The sequence below is a fragment of the Sphingomonas sp. P4_G3 genome (assembly GCF_056401105.1).
Map to the genome: position 1 here is coordinate 13,174 of NZ_JBFUJZ010000017.1, position 15,854 is coordinate 29,027.

The window sequence follows — 15,854 nt, forward strand, 5'->3', positions numbered from 1 at the left end:
GCGGCCCGTCAGGAGTAATAGTCTAATGCCGAGTTTCGCCTCCGCGCTCGAAACCACCCTTCACAAGGCGCTCGAAGCCGCTTCGTCGCGCCGCCACGAATATGCGACGCTCGAGCATTTGCTGCTTGCGCTGGTCGATGACGAACATGCCTCCAAGGTGATGGCATCGTGCGGCGTCGATCTCGACGAGCTCAAGATGACCGTCGCGCAATATCTCGACACCGAGCTCGATGCGCTCAAGGTCGACAAGGCCACCGACCCGTCGCCGACCAGCGGGTTCCAGCGCGTCGTCCAGCGCGCGATCCTCCACGTCCAGTCGTCGGGCCGCGACGAAGTGACCGGCGCCAACGTGCTGGTCGCTCTGTTCAGCGAGCGCGAATCCTACGCGGTCTATTTCCTGCAGCAGCAGGATATGAGCCGTCTCGACGCGGTCAGCTTCATCTCGCACGGCGTCGGCAAGGGCGGCGCGCCCGTCGAAGCCTCGACTCCCAAGGGCGCCGAGGAAGAGAAGTCGACCAAGAGCGACAAGGGCAAGAACGAAAGCGCGCTCAAGCAATTCACCGTCGACCTCAACGAAAAGGCCAAGAACGGCAAGGTCGACCCGCTGATCGGCCGCAACGCCGAGGTCGATCGCACGGTGCAGATCCTGTGCCGCCGGTCGAAGAACAATCCGCTCTATGTCGGCGATCCCGGCGTCGGCAAGACCGCGATCGCCGAAGGCCTGGCGCGCAAGATCATCGAGGGCGACGTGCCCGACGTGCTCAAGCCTGCCGTCATCTATTCGCTCGACATGGGCGCGCTGCTCGCCGGCACGCGCTATCGCGGCGATTTCGAGGAGCGGCTGAAGCAGGTCGTCACCGAGCTCGAGAAGATGCCCGACGCGATCCTGTTCATCGACGAGATCCACACCGTGATCGGCGCCGGCGCGACCAGCGGCGGCGCGATGGACGCGTCGAACCTGCTCAAGCCGGCTCTGTCGGGCGGCACGATCCGTTGCATCGGCTCGACCACCTACAAGGAATTCCGCAACCATTTCGAAAAGGATCGCGCGCTGCTGCGCCGGTTCCAGAAGATCGACGTCAACGAGCCGACGATCGAGGACACGGTGAAGATCCTGGCGGGCCTGCGCTCGGCGTTCGAGGAGCATCACCAGGTCAAATACACACCCGACGCGATCAAAGCGGCGGTCGAATTGTCGGCGCGGTACATCAACGACCGCAAGCTGCCCGACAAGGCGATCGACGTGATCGACGAAGTCGGCGCGATGCAGATGCTGGTGCCGCCGAGCCGCCGTAAGAAGACAATCACCACGCGTGAAATCGAGGCGGTGATCGCGACGATGGCGCGCATCCCGCCGAAATCGGTGTCGAAGGACGATACGCTCGCTCTCGCGACGCTCGACACCGATCTGAAGCGCGTCGTGTTCGGCCAGAATGACGCGATCGAGAAGCTGTCCTCGGCGATCAAGCTGAGCCGTGCCGGCTTGCGCGACCCCGAAAAGCCGATCGGCAATTACCTGTTCACCGGCCCGACCGGCGTCGGCAAGACCGAGGTCGCGCGTCAGCTCGCCTCGATCATGGGCATCCCGCTGCAGCGGTTCGACATGTCCGAATATATGGAGCGTCATTCGGTCAGCCGGCTGATCGGCGCCCCTCCGGGCTATGTCGGGTTCGACCAGGGCGGCCTGTTGACCGATGCGGTCGACCAACAGCCGCATTGCGTGCTGCTGCTCGACGAGATCGAGAAGGCGCATCCGGACCTGTTCAACATCCTGTTGCAGGTGATGGACAATGGGCGGCTCACCGATCAGCACGGCAAGTCGGTCGATTTCCGCAACGTCATCCTGATCATGACCACCAATGCCGGCGCGTCGGACATGGCGCGCGAGACATTGGGCTTCGGCAACCTTACCCGAGAGGGCGAGGACGAGCAGGCGGTCCAGAAGATGTTCACGCCGGAATTCCGCAACCGTCTCGATGCGATCGTGCCGTTCAGCTACTTGCCGACCGAGGTCGTCGCCCGCGTGGTCGAGAAGTTCATCCTGCAGCTCGAACTGCAGCTGGCGGACCGCAACGTCCATATCAGCCTGGATGACGAATCGAAGAAGTGGTTGACCGCCAAGGGCTATGACAAGCTCTACGGCGCTCGCCCGATGGGCCGCCTGATGCAGGAAAAGATCAAGCAGCCGCTCGCCGAGGAATTGCTGTTCGGCAAGCTGGTCCATGGCGGCGAAGTGGTGGTGAAATTGAAGGACAATGCCTTGTCGTTCGAAATCACCCCCGCCGCGCCAAAGAAACCAGGCAAGAAGGGCGGCAAGACCGCCAAGGCCGAAGCGAAATAAGCCGAGGCATAAACCAAAAACCAGAACGGGCCGGGGAGCGATCCCTGGCCCGTTTCATATTTAAGCTTCCGGGTCGTTTCGTGCTGCAAGCTATATCGAGCGCGGACGGCTGCATCGAGCTGGTAACAAACTGGCAACTCACGGATGGACCATTGCAAGCTGCTATCTACCGAGGAGCGTCGTGATAAAGGCGTCCGTTGACGCATATACGACCGGACGATCTTCGGAGCGGCGGAATCCCTTCCTCGACACGCCGTTAGCGTCGCCTGCGAGCCCCCTCGCTCGATCCGCGCATCAAAGCACCGCGACCGGCCCACGCGTTGCGGACGACTTGCAATTCGTACTCGGCCCATTTGCAGCAGAGATGGAACCGCGGTTTCCCCGTTGCATCTACATTTGTAGACGATACTATCTACAAACGTAGATGAGAGTCGTCATGGAACGCATTACCGAAAGCGAACAGGTGATACTGCGGGCGTTGTGGGATCGGCAACCGCTGACCGCTGCCGAACTTGGCGCGGCAATGGAGCGCGAACGCGGTTGGAGCCTGAGCACCGTCAAGACCCTGCTTGCGCGGCTTGTTGCCAAGGACGCGGTGGTCCACGAAGCGGACGGACGCCGCTTTTTATACCGCGCTGCGGTGTCACGCGAGCATTTCGCGACGCAGCAATCGCGGCAGCTGATCGACACCCTGTTCGGCGGACGCGCGGCTCCGCTCGTTGCGCATCTGGCGCGCAGCGACGCGCTCACGCCCGATGACATCGCCGAGATCGAGGCCCTGTTGAAGGCGATAAAGCCGTGACCGGCTGGATCGTCCAAACGCTCCTTGCGTCGACGCTGCTGATGATCGTGGTTGCGACGCTCCGCCCCCTCTTGCGCGGTCGCGTAGGACCGAAATTCATCTACGCGCTCTGGCTGCTGCCCGTTTTACGGATGGCGACGCCGCCATTGCCGCTGCTCGGAACGAGGCCTGGGTCCATGCGGTCCATGCCTGCCATGCCGATGGCGGGCGTTGACGCGCGCTCCTTTGATGCGGGAGGGCTGGATCTCACCACCATGCTGATCGCTATCTGGCTGGCCGGCGCGGTGCTCTGGCTCGCCTGGCAATGGGCGCGCTATTGGCATTTCCGGCGATCAACGCGGGTCGATCGCATGGGAACCGTGATGCTCGTCGCCGGTATTCCCGTTCACTGCAGCGGTGGTGTCGCGGGCCCCGTCGCGATGGGCGTTTTGCGGCGCGAGATTATCATTCCGCTCGATTTCGAAGCGCGTTTCGATCCGTGGGAACAGCAATGCGCGCTCGCGCATGAAGCGATGCACCACCAACGGCACGATCTGCTCGCCAATCTGATCGCAATGCTGGTGCTCGCGCTACACTGGTTCAATCCGGTCGCCCATCAAGCGCATCTCCTGTTCCGCGCGGACCAGGAATTGGCGTGCGATGCCGATGTGTTGCGGAAGCTGGGAAATGACCACGCCGCGAGCTATGCGCGCACGCTGCTGAAGGCCACGACTGGGGGGCCGGCCGCGTTGTGCCGCCTCAGCGAAGTGGCGCTGCTGAAGCATCGGCTGCGTGGCATCGCGCTCGAATTGCGCCGGCGCCGGCAGTTGCATATCGCGGCGCTAGTATTTGCGTCCGGCTGTGGTGTGCTTGTGTTGAGCGCGGCAACTCGCACAACGACGCCGTCCACGACGGTCACATCGCCTGTCGCGAAATCTTTCCTGCGAGCGCCGTCGTGGTCCGCGCGATTGGCCAGCGAAAAGCCGGAAGTGGAAAGGCCGGTAGAGGCGCGCATTGTAGCGGACGGCACGCCGATCCGGGCAGTGCCATCACAGTTGCTTGAAGCGCCCGTCGACGATCGCGCTTCGGGGCCGGCAGCGCTCGCCGCCGCCCGGGGACGACCGGTCGACGACCCCGCCTATCTCAAGCAGCGCGCCGCGGCTGGCTTGGCAAGAGCGCGGGCGCGCTACTCCTCCCCAGAGGCGGCGGCGATCGCACGCGGCCGGCCGATCCTTGCGCCACGACCGCCCGGCTAGCTCGCGTCGACCCTTCCACCGCAAAACATCGCTGGAGAATGACATGACCCCGACCCTTCGGTCCGGCAGCCGCCGGAGCTTTGTCCGCCACGCAGCCCTCCTGATCCTCGCCATCATGCCAGTGCCCGCGCCGGCGCAGAGCGCGCCGATCGACGCCGCGGTCGAGGTCGACCGCTATCTCAGCGCGCAGATGTCCAAGCTACGAATCCCGGGTCTTACGGTTGCCGTGGTCAAGAACGGCAGGATCGTCCTGGCACGTGGCTACGGGACCGGCAGCGCCGAATTCGGCCTTCCGGCGCGAGAGGACACGGTTTTCGCGATCAACTCGATCACCAAGGCGTTCACCGGTGTCGCGGCGATGCGACTGGTCGACGAGGGGAAGCTCGACCCTTCCGCGCCCGTTGGCCAATATCTGAAAGACCTGCCCGATGCATGGCGCGGCGTTACAATTCGACAGCTGCTCAGTCACCAATCCGGCCTGCCCGACGTGATGCGCGCACCCACGGTCGAAACCGACGCCGCCGCGGCATGGAAATGGGTGCAACAGCAACCAATCCGCTTCGCGCCAGGAGATCATTTCGACTATTGTCAAACCAACTACACGCTCATTCAGCGCGTGCTCAACACGATCGAAGGGCGGGCACTCGATGCGCCGCTTGCCGAGGAGCAATTGCGGCTCGCCGGCATGGCGCACACCTATTACGGCGACGCCAACGACATGATCCCAAACAAGGTGCCGACCTATCGCTGGTCGTTGCCGGGGCCGTTCGTAAACGGCTATAGCGGAGCGGCACCCGGCACCCCACGCGTGATGCAGGAAGCATCGGAACGCTTTCTGCCGTTCCGGCGCGCCTCATCGGGGCTCAACAGCACTGCGATAGACATGGCGAACTGGCTGATCGCCGTCGAGCGGGGCTCGCTGCTCACCGCCCCGGCGCGCGAAACGATGTGGACGCCCGTTTCCTTCACCGACGGGAGGTCCGGGCAGTGGGGCATGGGATGGGAAGTGTTCGCGCGCGGCAGCCATCGCGCAGTGGGAATGACCGGTGGCGGGCGCGCGGCGGTATTCTACTATCCAGAGGATGATGTTGGGATCGTAATCCTAACCAATTTGGCGGGCTCATTTCCCGAGGACATGGTCGACAAGATCGCGTCTCTCTATGCCCCCGATTTGCCGCTCGCCGGCGTGCCCGCGCTGAGGATCGCGCTTGAACAACAAGGGTACGACCATGCGGAGGCGGCGGCAGCGGCGATCAAGACCAGGAATCCCGGGTTGGTCTGGCCAGAGAGCGAGCTCAACGACTGGGGCTATCGCCTGCTCAGCACCGGGCGCGCGCACGATGCGGTGCCGCTGTTCGCGTTCATCGCAACCCAATTCCCCAAAAGCGCGAATGCGCACGACAGCCTGGCGCAAGCTTATCACGTGGTCGGAGATATTGCGGCCTCGGCACGCGAATATCGGCGCGTGCTGGAATTGGACCCTGGCAACGTCTCAGCGAAACGGCACCTTGCCGAGTTCGCAGACAGGTAAGCGACCTGCCGGATGGAACGTATGTAGCTTTGAAGATCGGCAACGAGATCCCGGAATAATGAGATGAGAAGCGCATTTTGGTCGTTCAAAATAGGCACCCGGGCCAGCTCGCCAGTTGCATCAGCCATGCAGCCTTGCGCGGCGGGACCGCATGACTACGACCGTAGTCAAGCTATCGGAGAGTGATAATGTTGCGCCAAATCGGATTCGTAGCCGTCGTCTTCCTTGCCGTGCCCGCCCAAGCCAAGTCGCCCGTGGACGGCCAATGGATTCTCGCGGTCGACCGTTTTGGTAATCCCGAATACTCAACGCTCAATCTTCGCAGCATCGGCACATCGGTTAGCGGCGACTGGGATGGCGATGCCGCCAAGGGCAAATTTTCGGCGGGCAGGCTAACCCTAACCGTCACCGAAAAGAATGGCGCGGTATATCGCTTCGACCTCGCGCTGGTGCATGGCGCGCTGCGAGGAACCGCCGACTATCCCGACAACAACTTTCCCGACAAGCGCCTTCGCTTCAACCTGAGCGCTCGCCGCATCCCAGATCGACCGCCCGGCGGCCCGCACGTGGTCAGATTCTCGCCATCCGATTTCGCCAATAGTTTCTCGGCCGAGCGTCGACCCGTCCTCACGCTCTGGCCCGGCGATACATTGCAGACAACGACGATCGATTCGGGAGGCGTAGATGCCTCAGGCAAGACCAGGGCATTGTTCGGCAACCCTCAGACAGGCCCGTTCTTTATTGCCGGAGCGGCCCAGGGCGACACGCTCGCCGTCCACATCATCAAGCTAACGCCCAACCGCGATTGGGCCGATAGTCTCGACACTATCGTCGCTCGCGCCCTGAGCCCCGGACTTGCAGCGAAGGCCGGGGCATTGGGTAAACCCGTGCGCTGGCGCCTGGACCGCGCCCGAGGGTTCGCGACGCCCGACGCAGCCACGGGAAACTTGGCCGATTTCCGAGTGCCGCTACGGCCGATGCTCGGCGGTTTGGGATTGGCGAGCGGCTTCGGTTCGCCGCCACTTTCGACCGGCGACACAGGGCGAGCCGGGGGCAATATGGATTTTCCCGAGATCGTCGAAGGCAACACGGTCTATCTACCCGTCCAGCAGCCCGGCGCGCTGCTGTACCTCGGCGACGCACATGCGCTGCAGGGAGATGGCGAGACCTCCCAATATGCGCTTGAGACATCGATGGATGTCACGGTCCGGATCGAACTGATCAAGGGCAAGCCAATCGGGATGCCGAGAGTAGAATCGCCTACCGAACTGATGGTGCTCGGGCAGGCTGGGTCGCTCGACGAGGCCCTAAAGGCTGCGAGCAGCGGCCTGATCCAATGGTTGCAGCAGGATTATCGGCTGACCTTGTCGGAGGCTGCGCAGGTGATTGGGACGTCGGTGCGTTTCAGCGTGCCTAATCTCGCCGGCCGCAGCGTTGGGGTGGCTGCTCGTATCGACAAATCGCGGCTCCCGAAAGCCTCAGCGGATTGATGCTGAGGGGAGTGCTCGTGGCCGCCTGCTGCTTCCCGGCCGCCAGCTGGCGCCGACCGACCGGCCTTGGGCGCGTAGCGGACGATTAGATTCATGCCGGATCGAATCTGGGGCCCGACCCAGTTTCGGACGTTCCCAGCCTATATGAACAAAGGTCAGTTTTCGGGATTGGGGCAAGCGCGATCGAATGTCTGATTAGGGGCGCGTAGCCGACATGAAAGTTGAGATCATCGCCGCTAACGGCGCGATCGGTCGGCGAGGAGGTCCAGCTTGGCAAGATCGGTGCGGGTGAGCTCTTTCCACGGTCGCGACTGCCCGCAGCTGAAATTGACCTGAACGACATTTCTCATACCACGCGGCAGAACTTGGCTCGCCGGGTTGAGGAAGAGCAGATAGTCGTTGGCTCGATCCGGCGAATTCAGACCCTTATCCAGATAGAAACCGCCGCTGTCGCGATATGTGAAGACGCGCATGGCGTGTGTCGACGGGCCTTTGAACCGGTCGAGCACGCGGACGGTGTAGAGCGTCCAGCTGTCGCTGTCAGTGCTATGGTAACGGGCGTTAATCACCCGCGCGCGGACGACCCAGCGACCGCCTCTACTCCACGCAGGCGCAGCGCGGTTTCCAGGCCGGGCGAAACATCGCCTAGGGCTTCGCAGGTCCACCTTTTGGACCCGGGGCGATCAGGCGATCCAAGTCATCTAAGCGACTTGTCCTTGAAACGCTTCTGCAACCACCCCGCCGCCGAAACGCAATAAGGCGGGCTTATTGGCAGCCCCGCCGGGGACTACACCCGAGGGGAGAAACTCAAAAATGTCGCGCACGTCACGCCTGCTTCGGGCCACGCTTCCATTTACTTTCGCCGCGTTGGGCATCGCCCAATCCGCGCATGCCCAGACCGTTGCCGCGGGCGCCGACCAAAGTTCGCAGAATGCGCCGGCAAGCTCCGATGAGGACATTGTCGTGACCGGCTCCTATGCGCGGAGCCTCGCCACGGCGGCCGAGACCAAACGCCAGGCCGCTTATGGTGTCGATTCGATCGCGTCGACCGATATCGGCAAATTCCCCACCCAGAACGTGGCCGAGGCGCTCCAGCTCGTCACGGGCGTGGCGATCACCCGGCCACGCGGCGAGGGACTCTATGTCAGCGTTCGCGGGCTCGGGCCGCAGTTCCAGAGCACGATGCTCAATGGCCGCACGATCGCGATCAACGACCTGATCGAGAATGGCGGCGCCAATGGCCGCCAGTTCCGCTTCGAGATGCTGCCGGCCGAGTTCGTGTCGCAGATCGACGTGGTTAAGACGCCGACCGCCGACATGACCGAAGGCGCGCTGGGCGGGAATATCGACGTCAAAACCTTTCGCCCGCTCGACGTCGGTACCAAGACCACGCTCAATCTGCGCGGTACCTGGACGACGATGACCGACAAGGTGAAGCCGAACGCCACCGCGATCACCAGCTTCAAGAACGGCGACGGCACGTTCGGTATCCTCGCCGGCGCGCAATATTGGGCCAAGTCGGTCCGCAACGACCGCTGGTACAATACGGGCTGGACCCTCGACCGGTTCACGTCGGTGCTTGGCACTGGCTATTACACGCCGACCCGCACCCGCCCGACGATCGAGACCGAAGACCGCAAGCGCCTCTCGGGGTTGATCTCGGCGCAGTGGCGGCCCTCGCCCGAGCTCGAGACCACGCTCGACGTGCTCGCGACGCGGCTCGACGTCGCCTATGACGAATTCGGCCTCGACATCTATCCCGATGACACCAGCGTCGCGGGACACCGCCCGGTGCTGGTACCGGGGTCGGTCAAGCTCGACGGCAACACCGTCGTCGCCGCGACGATCAACGACGTGCGTTTCATGGCGTCGCGCGAATACAGCCTCAATCGTCACGACCTGCTCAGCATCGGCCTGAAGCAGAGCTGGAAGCCCAAAGGCTGGGATATCTCGGCCAACATCAACTGGTCCTACGCGCACAGCTTCCACCCCAGCTATGCCCAAGGCACCGTGCGCAGCCGCGCGATGTTCTTCGCGCCGCTGACTTATGACGCGTCGGGCGGATACAAGGTGATCCCGACCTTCACCACGCCGGTCGACCCGACCAATGCCGCGAACTACGTGCTCTATCCGTTCAACATCGCGCCAAAGAACAGCAAGGACTGGGACAGGTACGCCCGGCTCGACGTCGGTCACGACATGCATGGCTTCCTCCGCAAGATCACGGCCGGCGTCGAATATCACTCGCGCAAGCGGGATTATTGGCGCCGCGATTTCACCGTCAATCCGGGCCAGATTCCGCTGACCGGCTTCGCGCCGAACGGGTTCGAGCAAATCCCGTTCGACAACTTCCTGAGCGGCGTGCCCGGCAATGCGCCGCGCAGCTGGCTCGTGCCGATCACCAGCGTCTTCTACGACAAATTGTTCACCGACGCCGTGGCCAACGCGCCGCTGTCCGCGAGCGACTTGCGTGCCTCCTATGTGGTGACCGAGAAGACGGCGAGCGCCAATCTGCGCGCCGATTATGCCTTCGCGCTGGGAGGAGTCGCAGTGACCGGCAACATCGGCGTGCGCTACGTGCACACCGATCAGGTGGCGAGCGGCACATTGACGATCGGCACCGCGCCGACGCCGGCGAGCTTTCCCAAGACCTTCAACAACTGGCTGCCGAGCTTCAACCTGCGCGCCGAGCTGAGCCCGACCCTGATCGCGCGCCTCGCCGCCAGCCGCGTGCTGACTCGACCCAACGTGACCCAGAGCGCGCCGCAGATCAGCGTGTCCACCGACGCGCCGACCGGAAGCGGCGGCAATCCCGAGCTGGTGCCCTTCCTCGCCACCCAGTTCGACGGTTCGCTCGAATGGTATTTCAATCGCAAGGGCTCGCTCACCGCGGCCTTGTTCTACAAGGCGATGGACAATTACATCACCGCGCAGAACGTCAATGTCGAGATTCCGGGCCGCGGCACGATCCTGCTGAGCACGCAGGTCAATGGCGGCAATGCCAAGGTCTATGGCGCGGAGGCGGCCTACAACCAGGTATTCACCTTCCTGCCCAAGCCGTTCGACGGGCTGGGTATCCAGGCGTCGTACACCCACACGTCGGTGCAGGCGAATTACACGGCCGGCGCGCGGACGATCAAGGATCAGCTGATCGGCCTGTCGAAGAACAGCTTTAACCTGGTCGGCTTCTATGATTACGGCCCGGTGTCGGCGCGGCTTTCCTACACCTGGCGCGACAAGTATCTCTCGGGCACGGGCAGCACCACGCAGACGCCGAGCTATGTCGATGCTTTCGGCTCGCTGGACGGCAACGTCTCCGTCCGGATGATCGGCAAGACGACGCTGAGTGTCGAAGCGATCAACATCGCCGGAGCGAAGCAGTATAGCTATAACGACGATCCCCTGCGCTATAACGAGATCCATTATTGGGGCCGGACGATCCTGTTCGGCGTGCGGACGGAGTTCTGATGCTCAAGGGGCTTCTCACCGCCGCTGCGCTGGCGTTGGCCGGCACGGCGACRCCGCCGCGTGCGATGAACGACATTCAGGTCATCGGTTCGCACAACAGCTTCAAGGCGCGGATTCCGGCGGCCGTCATGGCGCAGATCCGCTCGACGGCGCCGGCGATGGCCGACGGGCTCGATTATTATCATCTGCCGCTGGCCCAGCAACTCGACGCGGGCGTGCGTCAGATCGAGATCGACATCTTCGCCGATCCCGAGGGCGGGCGTTATGCCGACCCAAAGGGGGAGGCCTTGGCGCGGGCAGCCGGGGAGGCGACCGGTTTCGACCGGGCGAAGATGCTCAAGCCCGGCTTCAAGGTGTTCCACATTCCTGATGTGGACTATCTCAGCACCTGCACGACCCTGGTCGAGTGCCTCGGCGAAGTCGATCGCTGGTCACGGGCGCATCCCGACCACTTGCCGATCATGATCACGATCAATGCCGCGGACACGCCTTCGGGGCGGCCGGGAATCACCGTCCCGCTGGCGCTCGACAAGCCCCTGCTCGATGCTTTGGATCGAGAGATCCGTTCCGTGCTCCCCGGCAAGCGGCTGATCACCCCGGACGAGGTGCGCGGGGGGGCGGCGACGCTGCGCGAAGCGGTGCATAGCCGCGGCTGGCCGGCGCTGACGGCCGCGCGGGGGCGTATCTACATCCTGCTCGACGTGCGCGCGGCGGTGTCTGATCTCTATCGCGTCGGACACCCTTCGCTCGCGGGGCGGGCGATGTTCGGCTGGTATCCCGACGATCAGCCCGAATCGGCGGTGCAGATCGTCCAGGACCCGCTTGTCGACGGCGCGAAGATCCGCAAATGGGTGCGCGAGGGCTTGATCGTGCGGACCCGCACCGACGCCAATACGGTCGAGGCGCGCGGCCGTGACTATTCCAAGGCCAAGGCCGCGATGGCGAGCGGGGCGCAAGCGGTGAGCACGGACTATTACCCGGGCGCTCCCGATCCGCTCAATCTCGGCTTCGTGGTGACGCTACCCGAGCGCGCGATGGCGCGATGCAGTCCGGCGCGGGTGTCCGCCAGCTGCCGGCTCCGGCCCTGACTGGTATTGTACTGCCCTGCCGGTCGCCCGCGCCATCATACTGAAGGCGCTCGACGTCCTGCAGCGCTCGTCCAAGGCACATCTGCTCGTTGTCGAACGGGACGCGCGCACCGATTAACCAATACGTGATCGTCGACCGCCTCTACTCCACACAGGCGCAGCGCGGTTTCCAGGCCGGGCGGAACGTTGCCGGCGGCGTGCGATAGGTCAGCATGATGGTCGTCGTCTTGGTCGTGGTCGTGGTGACCTTGGTCGTCTTCGACACGAGTTGCGCCGGTGGCGCGGGGATCGGCAGATAGGCGATCCTGGGCAGTGGCTGGACCACGACCAGTGGCGGTGGCGGCGGTGCGAAACGCCGCATCCGGTAATAGCGCCGATCGGCTTCGCGCTCGAACGCGATGCGGCGGCGCCATTGGTCGCGGGTGACCGCGCGGGCGACTTGCCAGTCGGCGCTCAGCCATGCCTCGTCGCGGCAATCCTCATCCCAGCCGCACATGTCGTCGATCCGGCCGCGCAGCCGTTTGATCAGCCGGTCCATGCCCCAGCCGGTCGACAAATCGAGATCGGCAACGCTGATCACCGTCGTCTGGATATCGCGATCGTAATAGTCGGAGGCGGCGGCTGCCGGCGCGATCAGCGCAGCGGCCGACATGACGGCCGGCAAGCCGACGAACACAAGCGATCGGGTCATCACGCCCTCATCCGTTAACCACGTTCCGATCGCATAACGACCCCGATGGTTCCGCGAGTCAAGCAAGCTGCCCGTCGGGTTCGTCCAATCTGGGGACTCGGCTATCATGCTATCCGGCTGCACAACCAGAGCGGGGGTGTATCCATGCGACGCCATTTGATTCCGTTAGCGGTCGGTGCCGCGGCAATCGCGACGATCGTGAGCATCGGCTATTCGGCGCCGCCGTCGGCACCGCCAAAGGCACGCTATCAGATGGATGTCGCGACCACGTCGGGCTTCGGCGCGGGCGGCGCCAATCCGATGAAAATGATGTTCGGCGGCGGGCGTGGCGGCGGTTCGGTCGCGCACACGCTGATCTTACGCCTGGGCTCGATGCTCGCGCCGGCCGGCAGCACGCCGCAGGCCGATCACTTCATGCCCGCTGGCATGCAGCTTGGCCCGTCGGTCCCGCTGACCTCGCCCCAGTCGACCCCGACCGAAGGAATGCCGGGCGAGATGCGCCGACCGAAGGGCCGTTTGCTGATCTTCTGGGGCTGCGGCGCGCATGTCGGCCCGGGCCAGCCAGTGGTCGTCGACTTTGCCAAATTGGGCCAACAGCAATTCCCGCCGGGCCTGTTCACCGCCGATGTGCCGGTCGACCGCGGCCCCACCGCGAGCACATCGCGCACCTATGGTGAATGGCCGAATGCCAAATCGGGCAAGTCGGCCAAACCCGGGTCCTCGCTGATCGGCGATCATCGCGTCGCGGGCAATTATTCGCCCGAGATCAAGTTCGCGCTCGATCAGGATTTCATGGCGCCGTTGAACGCGCGTGGCAGCGAGCAATCCGACGGATCGCAGATGCTGAACTGGAATTCCGTCCCGCTGGCGACCGGCTATTATGCCTGGCTGATCGGCGCCCAGGGTTCAGGTGGCGAGGATGCAGACATGGTGTGGTGGACGTCCGCCAGCGGCAAGCAGTTCGGCGGCGGGCTGGCCGACTGGATCGCGCCCGACATGGTTTCCGGCCTGATCGCCCGAAAGATCGTGATGCCGCCTAGCCAGACGAGCTGCCAGATCCCGACCGAAGTGAAACGCGCAGCGGGCGGCTTCATGATGACCCAGCTTTATGCCTATGGTCCCGAACGCAATTTCGCCTATCCGCCGCGCCCGGCCAATGCGCGGTTGCCATGGAAGCCCGACTGGACCGCCAAGGTTCGCTATCGCTCCAATACCACGGTCATGCTCGGCATGCCGGGAATGGATGACATGGGCGATAATGACGGCGGTGCTGCCAACGGCAATAGCGGCAACGAGCCGCCGAAAAAGAAGTGCAAGCCGCGGATCACGCTGGGCGGGTTCAAGCCCTGCTGAATAAAAGGATAAATCACCATATTATGCGTGCGATTTACCAATAATTTGCGGTCGAGGGATTAGGTCGGCGGCATGCGCTTTGCCGGCCTTCCCACCTTGCTGATGACGGCCCTGCTGCTGGCTATATCCTCGCTATGGGCGTTTCCCGCTCGGGCGCGCGGTGCCGTCGTCGGTGCGCCGCTGTCGACCTGCGTCGCCTCGGCACGCGCGGGCGACCAGCCGGCCGCCATGTTCGGCGCTACCGCGCGATACGATTGCACGCATCGCCAGACCTGGTTCGGCGCGGGCGATTACTGGGTGATTTCTCAGCCGCTGACCAACGTTCCCGACGTGGGGAACCGAACGCACGTACGCATCGGGAGCCTTTGGCAGGAGGCCGTGACGCTCTATGCCCTCTATCCCGACGGCAAAATCCGCGGCTGGCGGTTCGACGGGCACCAGGCGAGCAACCACCTCCAATTGGGCGCGATGATCGAATGGCCGCTCCCGGCCGCCATTGGGCCGCCAGTCAGATTGATGTGGCATGTCGAGGGATCGGCCAATTTGCGCGGAATCCTCATCGCGCCGACGATCGCTACCCCTGCTGAATCGGACCGGGCGAACCTCGCGATGGCGGCGATCTATGCCGGGTTCGGCGGGCTGTGCCTGGCCTTGTTGATATACAATCTCGCCATGTGGGGCGCGCTGCGTCATCCCTTCCAGCTCGCTTATTGCGCGATGGTCGCGGCGTTGATGCTATACGCGCTGAGTTCGTCGGGAGCGCTCGCGTGGCTCAACCCGACCATGCTCAACAACGATCGCTTGCGGCTCAATTACGTCCTGCTGTCTACGGCGGCGGCGACCGCGTTGATCTTCGCGCGCTATTTCTTCGTGCCCGCGGTAACCGCCGGCTGGGTGGGTAAGGCGGTCAACGCGATCATCGCCGCATCGGTGGTCGCGACCGCGTTCGTTGCTTTATTCGCGCCCTGGCACATCCAACTGCTCGACACCGCCTTTTCGCTGACCTTCGCAGCGATCGTCGTCGTCGTCTTCCCGATCATTCGCCGCGCTCGCGTCGAAGGCAGCCCCTATCTCTGGCTGTTCGCGGTCGCCTGGGCGGCGCCGATCCTGTTCGCGGCACTGCGCCTGCTGGGCAATCTGGCGCTGATCCCCTGGAGCTTCTGGCTCGACAATTCGACCATATTGTCGATGGCGTTCGAGGCGGTCATCTCGACCCTGGCTATTGCCTATCGCATCCGCTTGCTCTCGCTCGAACGCGACGAGGCGATCGAACGCGAAATCATCGCAGCACGGCTGGCCGATACCGATCCGTTGACGGGCCTCCTCAACCGCCGCGCTTTTCTGCGCCAGGCGATCGGCCGCGAGACCAATCAGGCGCTGATGTTGACCGATATCGACCATTTCAAGCGGATCAACGAGACCTTGGGCCATGATGGCGGCGACGAGGTGCTGCGCGTCTTCGCCCGCGTGCTGCGCCAGGCCGCGTCGGGTGCGTTGATCGCGCGGATGGGGGGCGAGGAATTCGCCATCCTGTGTCCCGCCGACCGCGCAGTCACACCCGATGCCGTGCTCGCCAAATTGCGATCGGCGCGCATGCCGTTCGACCTGACCGTCACTGCCAGTATCGGCGCCTGCACCGGGCCGCTCGTTACCGAAGCCGACTGGAAAGCGATGTATCGACGCGCCGACCGCGCGCTGTTCGATGCCAAGCAGAGCGGCCGCGATCGCGCCCGGTTCGCGCCACCGATCGCCGTCCGAGCCGCCTGACGTCTTTTCAGCTCCGCTGTCACGGTGCCGGCCCGCTCCCCACCCGACCTCCCATAGAATACCCTGATTGGGAGGTCGGGTGGGGGAG

General features: G+C 63.9%; 11 protein-coding genes. 9 read left to right on the forward strand and 2 right to left on the reverse strand.

Annotated features, from left to right (window positions below):
* Positions 1-25: 25 nt before the first annotated feature.
* The 5 genes from clpA to AC1DQQ_RS22085 all read left to right on the forward strand — a co-directional run bounded on the left by clpA (position 26) and on the right by AC1DQQ_RS22085 (position 7,399).
* Complete coding sequence (clpA, locus tag AC1DQQ_RS22065) at positions 26-2,341, forward strand: ATP-dependent Clp protease ATP-binding subunit ClpA (RefSeq protein WP_478046796.1); 2,316 nt, start codon at positions 26-28, stop codon at positions 2,339-2,341.
* A 436-nt stretch (positions 2,342-2,777) separates the two neighbouring features.
* Positions 2,778-3,143: a BlaI/MecI/CopY family transcriptional regulator gene (locus tag AC1DQQ_RS22070; protein ID WP_478046797.1), complete on the forward strand. Its 366-nt coding sequence runs from the start codon at positions 2,778-2,780 to the stop codon at positions 3,141-3,143.
* A complete protein-coding gene (locus AC1DQQ_RS22075) occupies positions 3,140-4,378 on the forward strand; it encodes a M56 family metallopeptidase (protein WP_478046798.1) in 1,239 nt (412 codons plus the stop codon). The genes AC1DQQ_RS22070 and AC1DQQ_RS22075 overlap by 4 nt, the downstream gene beginning before the upstream one ends.
* 43 nt (positions 4,379-4,421) lie before the next feature.
* A complete protein-coding gene (locus AC1DQQ_RS22080; protein ID WP_478046799.1) occupies positions 4,422-5,909 on the forward strand; it encodes a serine hydrolase in 1,488 nt (495 codons plus the stop codon).
* A 188-nt stretch (positions 5,910-6,097) separates the two neighbouring features.
* A complete protein-coding gene (locus AC1DQQ_RS22085; RefSeq protein WP_478046800.1) occupies positions 6,098-7,399 on the forward strand; it encodes an acetamidase/formamidase family protein in 1,302 nt (433 codons plus the stop codon).
* 236 nt (positions 7,400-7,635) lie between these two features.
* Here the strand turns inward: AC1DQQ_RS22085 and AC1DQQ_RS22090 are convergent, their stop codons facing one another.
* Entirely contained in the window at positions 7,636-7,968 is a 333-nt protein-coding gene (locus tag AC1DQQ_RS22090) for a hypothetical protein (protein ID WP_478046801.1), read from the reverse strand.
* A gap of 394 nt (positions 7,969-8,362) precedes the next feature.
* Between AC1DQQ_RS22090 and AC1DQQ_RS22095 the strand changes: the two genes are divergently transcribed.
* The gene (locus AC1DQQ_RS22095; RefSeq protein ID WP_478046802.1) at positions 8,363-10,867 is read left to right on the forward strand and encodes a TonB-dependent receptor; all 2,505 of its coding nucleotides are present in this window, start codon (positions 8,363-8,365) and stop codon (positions 10,865-10,867) included.
* The gene (locus AC1DQQ_RS22100) at positions 10,867-11,955 is read left to right on the forward strand and encodes a Ca2+-dependent phosphoinositide-specific phospholipase C (RefSeq protein WP_478043051.1); all 1,089 of its coding nucleotides are present in this window, start codon (positions 10,867-10,869) and stop codon (positions 11,953-11,955) included. The genes AC1DQQ_RS22095 and AC1DQQ_RS22100 overlap by 1 nt, the downstream gene beginning before the upstream one ends.
* 142 nt (positions 11,956-12,097) lie before the next feature.
* On the opposite strand, the gene AC1DQQ_RS22105 is transcribed toward AC1DQQ_RS22100, so the two are convergent.
* Positions 12,098-12,646, reverse strand: coding sequence for a UrcA family protein (locus AC1DQQ_RS22105; protein WP_478046803.1), 549 nt, complete (start codon positions 12,644-12,646; stop codon positions 12,098-12,100).
* Between the two features lie 144 nt (positions 12,647-12,790).
* Between AC1DQQ_RS22105 and AC1DQQ_RS22110 the strand changes: the two genes are divergently transcribed.
* Both AC1DQQ_RS22110 and AC1DQQ_RS22115 read left to right on the forward strand, forming a co-directional pair.
* Positions 12,791-13,999 carry a hypothetical protein gene (locus AC1DQQ_RS22110; RefSeq protein WP_478046804.1) on the forward strand — a complete coding sequence of 403 codons (1,209 nt, stop codon included), beginning with the start codon at positions 12,791-12,793 and terminating at the stop codon, positions 13,997-13,999.
* Positions 14,000-14,071: 72 nt separating this feature from the next.
* On the forward strand, positions 14,072-15,766 hold the full coding sequence (locus tag AC1DQQ_RS22115) for a sensor domain-containing diguanylate cyclase (RefSeq protein ID WP_478046805.1): 1,695 nt from the start codon (positions 14,072-14,074) through the stop codon (positions 15,764-15,766).
* The last annotated feature ends 88 nt before the right edge of the window (positions 15,767-15,854 follow it).